At 68.7% G+C, this 12,991-nt stretch carries 15 protein-coding genes and 1 pseudogene; all 16 read left to right on the top strand.

Translation table 11 applies throughout. The features are described 5' to 3' along the window. Positions 1-45: 45 nt before the first annotated feature. The gene (locus ROTAS13_RS10065) at positions 46-411 is read left to right on the top strand and encodes a hypothetical protein (RefSeq protein ID WP_216348625.1); all 366 of its coding nucleotides are present in this window, start codon (positions 46-48) and stop codon (positions 409-411) included. A 286-nt stretch (positions 412-697) separates the two neighbouring features. Next, positions 698-1,360 carry a ParA family protein gene (locus tag ROTAS13_RS10060; RefSeq protein ID WP_075822242.1) on the top strand — a complete coding sequence of 221 codons (663 nt, stop codon included), beginning with the start codon at positions 698-700 and terminating at the stop codon, positions 1,358-1,360. A 4-nt stretch (positions 1,361-1,364) separates the two neighbouring features. Beyond that, positions 1,365-1,745 carry a hypothetical protein gene (locus ROTAS13_RS26210; protein ID WP_126281743.1) on the top strand — a complete coding sequence of 127 codons (381 nt, stop codon included), beginning with the start codon at positions 1,365-1,367 and terminating at the stop codon, positions 1,743-1,745. Between the two features lie 432 nt (positions 1,746-2,177). Continuing rightward, positions 2,178-3,131: a DUF3991 and TOPRIM domain-containing protein gene (locus ROTAS13_RS10055; protein ID WP_037251616.1), complete on the top strand. Its 954-nt coding sequence runs from the start codon at positions 2,178-2,180 to the stop codon at positions 3,129-3,131. Next, positions 3,128-3,466 carry a hypothetical protein gene (locus tag ROTAS13_RS10050; protein ID WP_027297414.1) on the top strand — a complete coding sequence of 113 codons (339 nt, stop codon included), beginning with the start codon at positions 3,128-3,130 and terminating at the stop codon, positions 3,464-3,466. The genes ROTAS13_RS10055 and ROTAS13_RS10050 overlap by 4 nt, the downstream gene beginning before the upstream one ends. After that, positions 3,450-5,492 carry an ATP-dependent helicase gene (locus ROTAS13_RS10045; RefSeq protein ID WP_081798671.1) on the top strand — a complete coding sequence of 681 codons (2,043 nt, stop codon included), beginning with the start codon at positions 3,450-3,452 and terminating at the stop codon, positions 5,490-5,492. Before ROTAS13_RS10050 ends, ROTAS13_RS10045 begins: the two co-directional genes overlap by 17 nt. Before the next feature lie 39 nt (positions 5,493-5,531). Beyond that, positions 5,532-6,377 (top strand): hypothetical protein, encoded by an 846-nt coding sequence (locus ROTAS13_RS10040; RefSeq protein WP_027297415.1) that lies wholly within the window; start codon positions 5,532-5,534, stop codon positions 6,375-6,377. Between the two features lie 177 nt (positions 6,378-6,554). Beyond that, positions 6,555-8,312 (top strand): ATP-binding protein, encoded by a 1,758-nt coding sequence (locus ROTAS13_RS10035; protein WP_075822241.1) that lies wholly within the window; start codon positions 6,555-6,557, stop codon positions 8,310-8,312. A 180-nt stretch (positions 8,313-8,492) separates the two neighbouring features. After that, a complete protein-coding gene (locus ROTAS13_RS27095; RefSeq protein WP_155985215.1) occupies positions 8,493-8,666 on the top strand; it encodes a hypothetical protein in 174 nt (57 codons plus the stop codon). Continuing rightward, a complete protein-coding gene (locus ROTAS13_RS10030; RefSeq protein WP_027297457.1) occupies positions 8,663-9,010 on the top strand; it encodes a hypothetical protein in 348 nt (115 codons plus the stop codon). Before ROTAS13_RS27095 ends, ROTAS13_RS10030 begins: the two co-directional genes overlap by 4 nt. A gap of 74 nt (positions 9,011-9,084) precedes the next feature. Next, positions 9,085-9,675, top strand: a complete 591-nt coding sequence (locus ROTAS13_RS10025) for a hypothetical protein (protein ID WP_027297456.1) — start codon at positions 9,085-9,087, stop codon at positions 9,673-9,675. Between the two features lie 3 nt (positions 9,676-9,678). After that, positions 9,679-10,461 (top strand): XF1762 family protein, encoded by a 783-nt coding sequence (locus tag ROTAS13_RS10020; RefSeq protein WP_174978053.1) that lies wholly within the window; start codon positions 9,679-9,681, stop codon positions 10,459-10,461. A 202-nt stretch (positions 10,462-10,663) separates the two neighbouring features. Continuing rightward, complete coding sequence (locus ROTAS13_RS10015; RefSeq protein WP_027297455.1) at positions 10,664-10,999, top strand: hypothetical protein; 336 nt, start codon at positions 10,664-10,666, stop codon at positions 10,997-10,999. Between the two features lie 10 nt (positions 11,000-11,009). Then, positions 11,010-11,345 carry a hypothetical protein gene (locus ROTAS13_RS10010; RefSeq protein ID WP_051544359.1) on the top strand — a complete coding sequence of 112 codons (336 nt, stop codon included), beginning with the start codon at positions 11,010-11,012 and terminating at the stop codon, positions 11,343-11,345. Between the two features lie 237 nt (positions 11,346-11,582). Next, the gene (locus ROTAS13_RS10005; protein ID WP_075822240.1) at positions 11,583-12,548 is read left to right on the top strand and encodes an ArdC family protein; all 966 of its coding nucleotides are present in this window, start codon (positions 11,583-11,585) and stop codon (positions 12,546-12,548) included. Continuing rightward, positions 12,545-12,991: pseudogene (locus ROTAS13_RS10000) on the top strand (phosphoadenosine phosphosulfate reductase); the annotation flags it as partial. The gene ROTAS13_RS10005 and the pseudogene ROTAS13_RS10000, both read left to right, overlap by 4 nt.

Below are 12,991 nucleotides of genomic sequence, written 5' to 3'. Positions count from 1 at the left end.
GCCTTACGGTGGAGCTGTGCGTAGATGTGATCAAGAGACAGGCTGATGCGGCAGCGCCCGGGCACCGCCAAGGGCATCGTTTTCGTCACCGTGGAGGACGAGCACGGCACCGCGAACCTGGTGGTGTATGCCGACGTCGCAGCCCGCGACCGGGCCGCGCTGATCGGCGCCCGGCTGATGGTGGTCGACGCCCGGGTGGAGCGCGAGGAACGGCGCGCCGAGGTGCCGATCGTCCACCTCATCTGCCGCCGCCTGGAGGACCGCTCCGATCTCCTGCGTGGGCTGATGGCGGAGCCCGGACCTGAAAGCTGGGGCGATCGGTCCATGGCCCGCGCTGACGAGGTGCGCCGCGCCGATCCCGGATCGGGGCGATCCAGTCAGAGGATGCCAGGTAGTCGTGATTTCCGCTAACCGAAAGTCATGACCTCATTTCCTCATGAGGAAAGGGCGCCGCATTTCCTCTCCCCGTTATCTCATGCCCTCATGAGGATAGGAACTCATTGGCGTGGCAGCGGTGGGCATTCCCTATCGTATTAGTACATAATAATCATTGGTTTAAGCGATATTCTGAGAATGAACTCGGTGCATTCCTCATGAGGTCATGACCTTTGGAGATCATGCGATCATGAGGATGTTGTGTCACGTCCTCATGAGGTATATCCCTCATGATCTTGCGAGGGTATGAGGGCATGAGCGCATGAAAGTGGTCGCAGTAACGTCCGACAAAGGCGGAATGGGCAAATCAACCGCCGCTCTCAATCTAGCCTGTGCCGCGGTTGAGGAGGGCTTTGAGGTCGGCATCCTGGATTTGGATCCGCAGGCATCGGTCGGCCGGTGGGCGAGGGTCCGTAAGAAGGCCAAGCTCCCGCCAAAGCCGCTTGCTGAGACATGCGTTCCCATCGACGTGGAAGACCGCCTCGCGGAGCTGGAAGAGGCTGGCGCCGATCTTGTCTTCCTGGACACTGCCGGCCGCGACAACAATGCCATCACGGCTGCTATCGCCAAGGCAGACCTCATCCTGATCCCATGCCATCCTACCGATCTCGAATTGTCGACATTGGGACCAACGCTCAGCCGTCTTCGAGCGGAGCAGAAGCCGAACTATGTCCTGCTGATCGACTGGAGTGCAGGCGCGACCCGTCGCCGTGGCGACGCATCGGTGGCCATCGGCCGTGCTGGAGGCAAGGTTGCTCCCGTTCCTTACACGCACCGCGCCAGTTACCGGGTCGCACTGGAGAATGGCCAGGGCGTCACCGAATTCGAGCCCAATCACAGCGCGGCCAATGAGATCAGGGGCGTGTGGAAGTGGTTGAAGACCGAACTTGGTATCGCTCGGCAAAGGCAGGAGAGGGCGGCTTAAGAAGATGGCACGACGCAGCAGCGCGATTGCCAACCTGGATATCGAGGCGGAAGGTTTGGCACAGCCGGATGGCCTGGCGGAACGTCTTCAGCGGAACCGCGAGACCCGAACCACAACGGTATCTGCGATCACCTCTCCGACGAAAGGAGCCGCACAGCCTGCCGATCCGGCTTCTGCTGTCAACATGCCGCCTGGACGCAGTGGAGGCCGAGGCCGAAATGACTGGCGCAACGGGAAGGCCATGGTCCAGGTGGCTCTCGATGAGGAGATGCACACCGAACTGAGCATCATCGCCAAGCGTCGAAGGATGACGCTGAGCCAGCTTGCCCGCGAAGCCATGAACCTTTGGCTCGAAACCCACGGGCATACCCTTCGCATCCGATGAAGCTAGACCTCATTACCTCATGAGGTAACTTCATGTCCTCATGGTCTCATGAGGAATATTAACTGCCTTGTCTGCGGTGGTCCGCAGTCTCCGTCTAGCCATTACGTCCGAACGATAACCGAGCCGGCCGCTACAGCGGCTCGGCGCATTCGTGGTTCCGGACTGCTGGGTAGGCGGCAAGGACATGAAGTCCCTCACAGCGATTGCCGTTTCCGTTCGCACCGCAGCTGACAATCCTCGAACCGGGCCGGATTGGAGGGCAACGGGTATGAGAGGACATCTGGGGGGCAGGGAAGATCCGCTACCGCTAGCGTCGGACGCGCGACAAGGGTTCGTCGCTGCGCTCCCGCGCCGGGGCAGGCCCCGGCCGCGCCCTTGTCCCGCCTCCGCCTCGCGGTCGCCGGGTGGAATCCAGGCGAAGGATTCCGGGCGATGAGTGGGCATGACGAGGAACTGCAGCGGCTGCGCGAGGGGGTGAACTGTGCAGCCCTGCTTGAACGGTTGACGCCCCCATGGCGGCTGGACAAGGCCGCCAGCACACGGGACTGCCTCAAGTACCGCCGGGGCAAGGGCGAGATCATCATCGTCAACCATGGCGGCCACGGCTGGTGGGACGCCGGGGGCACCGCCAAGGGCGACGTGTTCGGGCTGGTGCAGCACCTGAACCCCGGACTGAGCTTCGGCCATGTCCGCAAGCTGCTGCGGGAGATGATCGGGCTCCAGCCCAGCTTTCCCGAGCACCCTCGGACGGTCAGGGCCGCCGGCGACGGCATCCCAGCAGCGGATCGCTGGACCGCGGCCCGTCCTCTCCGCCCGGGCGGCAGGGCCTGGCGCTACCTGACGGAAGCCCGCCGGCTGCCGGGCCCGATCCTGCGGGCCGCCGTAGCGTCCGATGCGATCCGGGAGGGCGCCTATGGCACGGCCTGGTTCGCTCACCGCGACGAGTTGGGCGCCCTGACCGGCTTCGAGATGCGGGGCGCGGATTTCCGTGGCTTCGCCAAGGGGGCGGACAAGACCCTGTTCCGGCTGCCCGGTTGGATCCCGTCGCAGCCACGGCGCCCGAGCCGGCTGGCCGTGGCCGAGGCGCCGATCGACGCCCTCAGCCTCGCGGCCATCGAACGGTTGCGGGGCGACACCCTCTACGTGGCGACGTCCGGAGGCATGGGCCCCGGAACGGTACGCGGTCTCGCCCTCCTGCTGGCGGACCTGGCCACCTTCCCGGATGCCCTGCTGGCCAGCGCGACCGACAACGATCCGGCTGGCGATCGCTATGCCGCCATGCTGGCCGAGCAGGCCGCGGCGGTCGGCGTGCGCTGCGAACGGCTGGCGCCGCCCGCGCCACTGAACGACTGGAACGACGCGCTGACACAGGGGAGGGGGGCATGACCGCCTTCACGGAAACCCCGACGACACCTCTCAGCCAGGACGCGGTGGATCTTGCGCGAGCACTGCGCGCTGCCTTCCAGCGCATGCCCGAGCGCCGGCGACAACGCTGCACGGTCCCGCCCACCGGCGACGCCGGCATCGACCGCCCCGTGCTGGTCGAGGCCTTCGACGGCTCGGACCACTACGCGGGGGTGATCGTCAGGGGAGAGCGTGACGACGCCGGCGCCTGGCTTCTGGACGAGGCCTTCACTCTGCTCACCCTCGACCACGGTGACGGCGCCGACGCCGCGCTGGTGGCGTGCAACGGATGGAACTGCCATGTCGAGCGCCTCTGATCTCGCCGTGCAGGGCCGGCCGATCGCCGGTCTGACGCGCACCCAGGCCGAGGCGGCTTCGCTGACCGGAGCGGTGCTGGTGCTGGCCGGTGCCGGGACCGGCAAGACCAGCACCCTCACCGCCGGCGTCGCGCTGCGCATCGCCGAGCGTGGCATCCCGGCCGCCCGGATCCTGGCCGTGACCTTCACCAACAAGGCTGCCGGCGAGATGCGGGCGCGCATCGTCGCGCTGCTCGGGGGACAGTCCGCGCCGTCCTGGATCGGCACCTTCCACGGGCTCGGTGCCCGGCAGCTCCGGCTGGAGCCGGAGATGGCCGGTCTGCGGGCGGATTTCGATGTGCTCGATGCCGACGATGCCAGGCGACTGCTCAGGCGCGTCATGAAGGCGTCCGGGACGGAGGCGGGCGAGGACGAGATCATCGGCAAGGACCCCGTCAAGGCGATCGCCGGCCATATCGGGCGCTTCAAGGAGAACATGGTCACGCCCGCCCAGGCGGCGGTCCGGGTCGAGGCCATGCTGGCCGCCAGTCCGCTGGCCGATGCCTCTGGGCTGCGCGCCGCAGCGCGCCTCTACCCGGAGTATCAGCGCCGGCTGCGAGACGCCAATGCCGCCGACTTCGGGGACCTCCTGCTCTGGCCCGCCGTGGCGATGGCAGCCGACGAGGAGCGCCGCCGCCGCCTTGCCGGCCGCTTCTCCTGCCTGCTCGCCGACGAGTACCAGGACGTGAATGCCGTGCAGTACCGCTGGCTTCGGCTGATGGCGCAGGACCACGGTGAGATCTTCGCGGTGGGCGACGACGATCAGGCGGTGTTCGGCTGGCGAGGCGCCGATATCGAGTACATCCGGCGCTTCACGCGGGACTTCCACGGCTCTGCCGTGGTCAAGCTGGAGGAGAACTTCCGCTCCACCGGGCATATCCTCGCCGCGGCCAATGCGGTGATCGCGCGCGACGACACTCGGCTCGGCAAGACGCTCCGACCCACGCGCGAGCAGGGCCAGCCGATCGAGGTGGTGAGGTTCCGCAACGACGAGGCCGAGGCCACCGGCCTCGCCTCGGAGATCCGCAGCCGCCACGCAGAAGGCGTACAATGGCAGGACATGGCCATCCTCTACCGCGCCAACCACCTCTCGCGCGGAATCGAAGACGAGTTGCTGCGGGCCAAGGTGCCCTACGTCCTCGTCGGCGACGTCGCCTTCTACCAGCGTGCCGAGATCAAGGATGCCCTCGCGCTGCTGCGCCTCGCCAACTCGCCAGACGACTGCCAGTCCGACGAGGCCTTCCGCCGTGCCTGCAACAACCCGCCCCGTGGCATCGGTCCGAAAGCCCTCGACCTGCTGGAGCGCGACGCGGAGTGGCGTGGATCGTCCCTGCTGGCGGCGTGCCACACCGCCGACTTGCCGCCCCGGGTCCGGGGCACGGCGGGAACCTTCGCCGATGCCATTCGAGGCGTCGCGGCCGATTCCACGGCCTCGGTCGCCGACCGGCTCTCCCAGCTGCTCGACCGCACCGGCTATCGCCAGTGGCTCCGCGACAGCAGGGCCGAGACGGTCGAAGGGAGGCTGGAGAACCTCGCGGAGCTGGTGCAGCTGGCCAGTGGTTTCCATTCCGCGACCGATCTGCTGGAGCATGCCGCCCTGGCCAGCGCAGCTCCCGGCGAGGAGACCGAAGGGCGGGTGCAACTCCTCACCCTCCACCGGGCCAAGGGCCTGGAGTTCGGGCACGTCTTCCTGCCTGCCTGGAACGACACGATCTTTCCGAGCCAGTACGGTGATGCTGCCGAGGAACGGCGCCTGGCCTATGTGGCCCTGACCCGGGGCAAGGAGCGGGTGGCCGTCAGCTACGCCGAGTTCCGGCGCGGCTACGTCGATCCCTCGCCGTTCCTCGACGACATCCCGGCCGACAACCGCCACGAGGGCTGGCTGCGGCCCGTGGCGCGGCGGCCAGCGCGGATCTCGCCCCGTCAGGCCGGTATGGACGCCCTCAACGAGATGGTCGCCGGCCTTCGGTCCCGGCCGACGGCATAGCAGGCCGCTGCTCGATCACATCCCCACAGGAAACCAGCGATGCACACCGAAGCCTCCTTCATCCAGCGCCTCGAGCGCTACCGTTCCTCGAACACCGTGCCCCATGCGGTTTGGGTCGCGGACTGGCAAGCCGAGACCGATCGATGGAGCGATCCCGTGCTCCTGCCCCGCAGCAACGTCGAGCCGGCCCTCGCGGCGGCCGAATTCGTGCAGAGCCTGGACCGGGAGATGGACCGTCAGGCCGCGGACAGGTTCTTCTCCGCCTGGGGCGGTCGCGTGGCATGGTTCTTCTGCCGCCGGGAGGGGGACGTCGCGGTCGCCTACCTTCGTCAGGCCGTGGGACATCATTCTCCCATCCTTATGGGCTGGACGGACAGGGTGGAGAACAAGATCCAGGACGTGGCGCACGCCCATCCGCTCCTGGCACGCTTCCTGGGCATGAGAGAGTACAGTTGGGACACCCCGGAGTACCGGACCCTGTGTGCCGACCTCGGCCTCGATCCGGACTTCCAGCGGCCCTGTCCCCTGCCGGAGCATGCGGAGATGGGCGGCCAGCTGATCCGCTGGCTCGGCAAGCAACTCAACATCCTGGGTGTCATCGGGCCGGCGATGGACGATCCGCGGTGGGTGTACCTGAACTTGGGGAGGGACATGGTCACGGCCCTGCTACCCGAGGGCCGTGAACGCCCCTGGACCATCCGCGAGATCCTCGGGCGTCTCAAGGCGGTGCCCCCGCATGCCGTGCCATGCCGTGACGAGTTCCTGCGGGCCTTCGCAGACGTTCCTGCCGCCGAGCCGGGAGAGCGGCCGTGGCGGCCAGTTCCGCCGCCGAGCTTTTTCGCCCGTGTCGAGGCACTGCTGAGGCGTCCCGTGCAAGGGCGCTGAGGAGCGTCGAAGGAAAGGGAGGTGGAGTGGCAGGAGGCCCTGCCACCCTCGCCCGGTGCGCAGCAAGGGTTCGTCGGCTGGTGCCTCCCGCCGCTGCGCGGCGCCCTTGTCTCGCCCCGGATCGGGGCGGCTGCGGGGAGGGGTCTTCAAGAAGAAGACCAGCAGGAGATTCCACCCGTGCCCCACATCACCCCCGTCTCACCTAACCCCTGTGTTCCCGTCACCCGGATCCGCGGCGCCCTGGGCGACAAGGTGCTGCGCAAGAGCCCGGAACTGTTCAACCAGGGTTTGCCTACCGTGCTGGCCGAGGTGCTTCAGAACGCCCGCCGCGCCGGCGCCACCCGCGTCGGGATCGAGCTCCTCGGCGAGGAGGGCCGCGCCACCCTGGCAGTGCGCGACGACGGCCATGGCATCACCGACATGGCCAGGCTGGTGACCTTCGGTGCTTCCGCCTGGGACGAGCGCACCGACCTCGTGGAGAACGCCGCCGGCATGGGGGTGTTCTCGCTGGCCTCGCGCGGCGTCACTGTGCGCTCGCGCGGGCAGCGGGTGACGCTGAGTCGGGCTGTGTTCTGCGGTGAGGCCGAGGCCGCCGTGCTACCCGACCCGGAGATGGTGGTGGGCACCGAGCTACTGTTCCCGGTGGTCGAGCGGGCGGTCGAGCGGGCGTGCCGCTTCTACCCCCTGCCGGTGACGCTGAACGGCCGGCCGCAGCCGCAGCCGGGTTTCCTGGAAGGCGCCGAGCACGTCGTGGAATGGCAGGGGCTGCGGCTGGGCGTCTTCCGGGAGGTCGGCCCCAAGGTGCTGGACCTGTTCGACAGGCACCGCGGCTGGGACAGGCGCCTCTACCTGAACTTCCATGGCCATGTCGTGGAGTGCGGAGCGGCTGTCGCGCTTGCCGAGGTTGGCGGACCGACCCGTAACGTCTTCGTGGACGTGGTCTCGGCGCCGGACCTGCGGCTGGTGCTCCCGGTGCGGAACGAACCGATCGACAACGACTTCTTCCGAGCCATGCGGGCCCGCGCCGAGCGAGCGCTGCTGGAAGCCGTCGCTCTTGGAACCACGCACTCGTTGCCCTTCGACGATGCCCGTCGGGCAAAGGCGATGGGTATCGAGCTTCCGTCTGTGCGGATCCCGCTCACACCCTGGCGTCTGAACACCGACGTCACACGCCACCGTATCGAGGAGCTTCCCGGACCTGTCGTGCTTGGCACGCCGGGTACGGAGGTGCTGTTGACCGACGCACTCGGCATCGAACAATGCAGTGCAATGAACCTCGATCTGATTCTGCGCGGATGGTCGGACAGGCCGCGGGTGGTCGTGGCGGATTCCAGATTCGAGGGCTATCGCGAGTATGACACCCTGCGCGTGGTGCGCGCGATCTCGGCGGTTGCGACCGATGCCGAAGGATCTGACGAGGAATTTCCGGGCTCGACGATACGGTCCGGAAGCGCGCCGCAGGACGCCGAGTACCAGGTGGTCGAGACGCTTTCCGCACGCCTCATGGTAGCGGCGGATGCCAGGAAATGGGCACAGCCCGCCGTAATGCACGAGGCGGCGGTTCCGTTCTTCTTCACCGATGAGCCGTCGTTCGATGGCATGCCGAGCTTCGTGGTTGTGCGCGGCACCGAGCCCGGGGACCTTTCGGACGCCTTGGTCGAGGGGTTCTTCGCGGAAAACGAGGACGTCGGCAACGACAGCAGCGATCGCCAGCTGGAAGCCTTCTCGGCCGAGGCCCGCGACCTCTCTCGCACCCTCCTCCTGGACGGCGACGCGGCCACGGCGGCCCGCATTGTCGAGCATCTGCGCAACATTCGCTGGGAGCTGCGTAGCCTTCAGAAGGGTAGCATCGAACTGCACATCGTGGAGGACCAGATCGGCAGCACGATCCGTATCGTCGGTCCAAGCGGCCGGGAAGTGACCGCGATCCTCTGAGGAGGACGGGGAAGGGCGAATGAGCAGGACGGGGGAGGGCGCTGCCACCCTCTCCCGGCGCGCGGCAAGGGTTCGTCGGCTCACGCCTCCCGCCGCTCCGCGGCGCCCTTGCCCCACCCCGGCAGGGGCGGCCGGCGGGCTGGGTCTTCGGGAAGAAGACTCAGCAGAAGGATGAGATCCATGGATCTCCACGAACGGCTCGCCAGGCGCCAGGGACGTCACGAGGACATGAAGGCCATCGCCGGCCTCGCCCTGATCGTCTGCATCCTCCTTGCAGGCGCCATGCTGCCTGGCTTCCTGGCAGATCACGCCTCCACTGTCCGTGTGCCTGCCCAGCAGGAGGCCCGCCGATGAGCAGGATCACGCCGCTCACCGACGGCCAGGACCTCTCCATCCTGGTGCTGGAGGATGTGGTGTCAGACGGTTACGGCCTTATCAGGACCGAAGCCAGCCCCGCGACACAGGTGGCCGTTGCCCATGACGGAACACTCCGCGGCACGGAGCAGGCCAAGGCCTATGTCGCGCTCCTCGCGCGTGCTCCGGCCATGCGCCGTCTCCTCGACCAGGCGCTGATCTTCGAGGCCGACGCCTTCGACGCCGACGAGCCGGTATCGGGCGCCGACCTCGTCGAATGGTTTGCCTTCTGGCGGCTGGAGGTTCGGACCGCGCTATCGCGGCCGGCGCTCGCCGCCTCGTAGGACGCCCTGCCTGCCTGAGGGAGCAACACGTCCATCCGGTTGCCCGATCCATCACGATCCACAGGATCCGAGACATGCCTCATCCGGCACATCTTCCGCGCTTCCTCGTAGTGCGGCCCTATCTGGGCCATGCCTCGCGAGAGGGCGCCTACGCACATCTCGAAGCTCTGGTCATGTACTCGCGTGGCGACGTGCAACCCACACGGTACGGCGACCTGCGGCCACTGCTTCGCTGGGACGATACGCCGCGTCCGATCCTGCACGAGGGGCTGCGTTGGTCGTGCCAGATCGACGACCGCACCCCCGAGGTCTACGGCATCCATTACGGCTACACGTCCGAGCACGCCGACATCTTCACCGCGGCGGACCTCGCCCGCTACGGCAGGTCGATCCCTGCCCTTCGCAGGGCCATGGATCGGCTGCAGGAACGCGACGGGCCGGCCGGACACGTTGCCGTGCTGCTGCTCCGGCTGGCCCGGGTCCTGAAGGTGCGCGGCATCGCACTGCTCGAACCCCGGCTCGGCGAAGCCTTCTTTGCCGACGACCATCGCTTCCGGCGGCTGGAGATAGTGCCCGACTACGGCCCCGTGTTCGCCGAGATTGGCAACGTGGCGGCGGAACTGCACCGTCACTGTGCCGCGCGATGCGGCCGTGCGGCGGCCTGAGCCGTGACCCCGATCCAGCCCGCCCTATGCCAGCACTGCGGGGAGCCGTCGGTACTGGAGATCGCGGAGGCGTGGTCCGACCACGCCTTCCTGCTCGATACCTGTTGCCTGGCCGCCCACGAGGAGGTCTGCGCCGGCATGGCTGACGATCCGGCCTGGGCACGCGACCTGCTGCGGCATCTAGGTGCCGAGGAAATGCTCGGCCACCGCCTCCGGCGCATCGCCGACACCGGCTGCGGCCAGTTGCTGCTCGACTGGAAGCTGGCGATCCGGCCGGTGAGCTTCGCGGCAGCGGCGGGGTTCGTGCGTCGCCACCACGCCCATAACGCGGCACCGACCGTCTGGCGCTATGGGGCCGCCATCGCGAATGGCCCGACGTGGCTGGGCGTGGTGATGGTGGGAAATCCCGTTGCGAGGGGGTTGATGGGACGGGGCATCGTCGAGGTGAACCGGCTGTGCCTGCGCCGCGATGTGCCACGCGCCCTGGCCTGGAACGCCTGCTCACAGCTTTACGGCTGGGCTGCCCGCGAAGCCGCCGCGCGGGGCTTCACGGGCATCGTCACCTACACCCGCGAAGACGAGGACGGTGGCAGCCTGACGGCCGCCGGCTGGTCTCTCGAGACCCGCATCCGTGGACGCTCGTGGAGCAGCGGAAGCCGCGTCCGCGTCGATCGGGGACCGCCGGTCGACAAAAACCGCTGGAGCCGCTCGCTCAGGCCACTCACCAAAGTCCAGAAGCGCTCGGCACCGCCGGCCATGATGCCGCTTACCCTGGGCACCGATTGAGGGGGCGGCCGCCGACGGTCCGATGAAGGGAAGAGTCGAGAAAGAGGTGTGAACCGGATACCGCGGAACGGGGCGGGAGGGGTGCCGCACCCCGTCCTCCGCCGCAAGGGCAAGGGCCTGGCGGCCCGCCGCGATGCGGCGCCCCTGCCCCGGAGGAACGGCGCCGCGGCGGCCTGGGAGTTGTTCGGAAAGGAACATCCCCATGGAAATCCGCCGCCTCGCTCCCCGGGCACCCGCCGCGCTCTCCCGATCGCTTCCACTGGCCGATGCCGGCGAGGCGCTCGCCTGCACCCGCTGCGGCAGTGCCTACCAGGGCGACCCCACCCTGCTGGTGGCCTGCCCGGTGTGCTTCGTCGCGCCGGGCGTTCCCTGCTGCAAGCCCGATCATGGCCGGGTCCGGCAGTCGCACCTCTCCCGAAGCCGCGATGCCCTGGCGGCAGGGCGCATGCCGGCCTGCGGCGCCCTGACCTGGGACGGGCTGCACGCCTTCGCGGTGCCGGTGCCGGCCGCGCCTCGACACGTCTCCAGCTCGATCTGAGGGCGATCCGATGACCCATGTTCGCCGCTTCCTCGACCTGTCCACCGCCCACCTCGCGCTGGAGGACCGCACCTGCCTGATCGGCGCGGCCCAGGCCGGGGTGCGCGGCGAGGTGTGCTGCGGCGCGATGCCCTATGGCTGGTTCGTCTACGCCCATGACGAGCGCCCGGACATCGCCGATACGCTCTGGGCCCTCATGGTCGAAGCCCGCCGACAGGGTTGCGAGTACCTGCTGTTCGACGCCGACGGCCCGGCCCTCCCGGATTTCCCTTGCTTCGACTGGGATGAGCCTTCGGCATCGCCCTTCGTCGCCGAGGTGGCGCGACGCCCGGACGGATCACCCTGAGAATCCGGACCGAACGTCCGAGCGCCGGACATCGAGTACATCTGGAGATCAGGAAAGCGGGCAACCACGAAATCGGGAAAGTAGGAGATCAGGAGAGCGGGAGAGGAGAGGCCGTTCCGCACCGGTCCGGCCGCCGCAAGGGTTCGTCGCTGCGCTCCCGCGCTCCGCGCGCCCTTGCCCCGGCCCGCCCGGATGCGGGGCTGGGGAGGTGTTCCGAGAAGATGAAAGGGAACACCGATGGCTCAGCCTCGCCGTCAGACCGCCGATCGCCCGGCTCCCCGCGACCATTACGCCGAGATCACCAGCCAGATCGTGGAGGCCCTGGAGGCCGGCACGGTGCCGTGGCGCCGGCCCTGGGACCAGGACAAGGCCGGTGCCGGTCCGCTGTCGCCCCGCAACGGGGTCACCGGGCGCCGCTACCACGGGATCAATGTGCTGCTGCTGGGCATGACCGGCCTGGCCTTCGCCGGCACGGATCCCCGCTGGCTCACCTACAGGCAGGCCGAGGAGAAGGGGTGGCAGGTCCGCCGCGGCGAGCGCGGCAGCCGCGTCTTCTTCTTCCGCAAGCTGACCCTGCGGGACGGCGACGCCGCACCCGAGGCGGGAGGCGAGGGCACCCGCACCGTGCCGGTGCTTCGTGCGTACACGGTGTTCCACGCGAGCCAGGTGGAGGGCATCCCGAGCTTCGAGGCCCCGTCCACCGAGGAGGCCTCCTGGCGCACGCCCGAGGCGGCCGAGACGATCATGCGCAACAGCGGCGTGGCGTTCCGGGAAGGAGGCGACCGCGCCTACTACTGGCCGGCGACGGACCACATCCAGATGCCGCCGCGCGCGGCCTTCGCCACGCCGGAGGGCTACTGCGCCACGGGCCTGCACGAGCTGGCTCACGCCTCCGGCGCGAAGCACCGCCTCGACCGTGACCTGACGGGTCGCTTCGGCAGCCACGCCTATGCCCAGGAGGAGCTCCGTGCCGAGCTGACATCCTGCTTCGTCGGCGCCGAGCTGGGCCTGCCCTGCGACATCCCGAACCACGCCAGCTACGTCTCATCGTGGCTCAGGACGCTTCGGCAGGACAAGCGCGAGATCTTCCGCGCCGCGGCCGAGGCCCAGCGCATGGCCGACTACCTGCTCGGCTTCCATCCCGGGCACGCCCGACGGGCGGCCGAGGAGGCGCGGCGCGACGAGGCCGCGGAGGCGGCGTGAGCGCCGCCCTGCTGCCCGGCGCGGCGGCGCTGGCCCCGGAGCTGCGCTCCTACGACCACGTCATCCTGTTCACCTCGGGGGGCAAGGACGCCACGGCCTGCCTGGTCGAGCTGCTGGAGCGCGGCGTGCCGCCCGCGCGCATCGAGCTGCACCACCACGAGGTGGATGGCCGCGGCGAGGCCTCCATGGACTGGCCCGTGACCGGCGCCTACGTCGCGGCACAGGCGGCGGCGTTCGGGCTGCCGCTCTACCGCTCCTGGCGCGAGGGCGGCTTCGAGCGGGAGATGCTGCGCCAGGATGCACCGACGGCGCCGATCCTGTTCGAGACCCCTCATGGCCTCATGAGGACAGGAGGGGCCGGACCGCGCAACACCCGGCTGCTGTTCCCGCAGGTCTCGGCCGACCTGTCGGTGCGCTGGTGGTGCTCGGCGGCCCTCAAGATC

The organism is Roseomonas sp. TAS13 (genome assembly GCF_001950415.1).
Classification (GTDB): Bacteria; Pseudomonadota; Alphaproteobacteria; order Acetobacterales; family Acetobacteraceae; genus Roseomonas; species Roseomonas mucosa.
This window is presented reverse-complemented; position numbering and strand designations above follow the sequence as displayed.

Excerpts from the sequence above, each read along its gene's own strand:
- ROTAS13_RS10065 (WP_216348625.1), top strand. The coding sequence starts at position 46 with ATGCGGCAGCGCCCGGGCACCGCCAAGGGCATCGTTTTCGTCACCGTG.
- ROTAS13_RS10060 (WP_075822242.1), top strand. The coding sequence starts at position 698 with ATGAAAGTGGTCGCAGTAACGTCCGACAAAGGCGGAATGGGCAAATCA.
- ROTAS13_RS26210 (WP_126281743.1), top strand. The coding sequence starts at position 1,365 with ATGGCACGACGCAGCAGCGCGATTGCCAACCTGGATATCGAGGCGGAA.
- ROTAS13_RS10055 (WP_037251616.1), top strand. The coding sequence starts at position 2,178 with ATGAGTGGGCATGACGAGGAACTGCAGCGGCTGCGCGAGGGGGTGAAC.
- ROTAS13_RS10050 (WP_027297414.1), top strand. The coding sequence starts at position 3,128 with ATGACCGCCTTCACGGAAACCCCGACGACACCTCTCAGCCAGGACGCG.
- ROTAS13_RS10045 (WP_081798671.1), top strand. The coding sequence starts at position 3,450 with ATGTCGAGCGCCTCTGATCTCGCCGTGCAGGGCCGGCCGATCGCCGGT.
- ROTAS13_RS10040 (WP_027297415.1), top strand. The coding sequence starts at position 5,532 with ATGCACACCGAAGCCTCCTTCATCCAGCGCCTCGAGCGCTACCGTTCC.
- ROTAS13_RS27095 (WP_155985215.1), top strand. The coding sequence starts at position 8,493 with ATGGATCTCCACGAACGGCTCGCCAGGCGCCAGGGACGTCACGAGGAC.
- ROTAS13_RS10030 (WP_027297457.1), top strand. The coding sequence starts at position 8,663 with ATGAGCAGGATCACGCCGCTCACCGACGGCCAGGACCTCTCCATCCTG.
- ROTAS13_RS10025 (WP_027297456.1), top strand. The coding sequence starts at position 9,085 with ATGCCTCATCCGGCACATCTTCCGCGCTTCCTCGTAGTGCGGCCCTAT.
- ROTAS13_RS10015 (WP_027297455.1), top strand. The coding sequence starts at position 10,664 with ATGGAAATCCGCCGCCTCGCTCCCCGGGCACCCGCCGCGCTCTCCCGA.
- ROTAS13_RS10010 (WP_051544359.1), top strand. The coding sequence starts at position 11,010 with ATGACCCATGTTCGCCGCTTCCTCGACCTGTCCACCGCCCACCTCGCG.
- ROTAS13_RS10005 (WP_075822240.1), top strand. The coding sequence starts at position 11,583 with ATGGCTCAGCCTCGCCGTCAGACCGCCGATCGCCCGGCTCCCCGCGAC.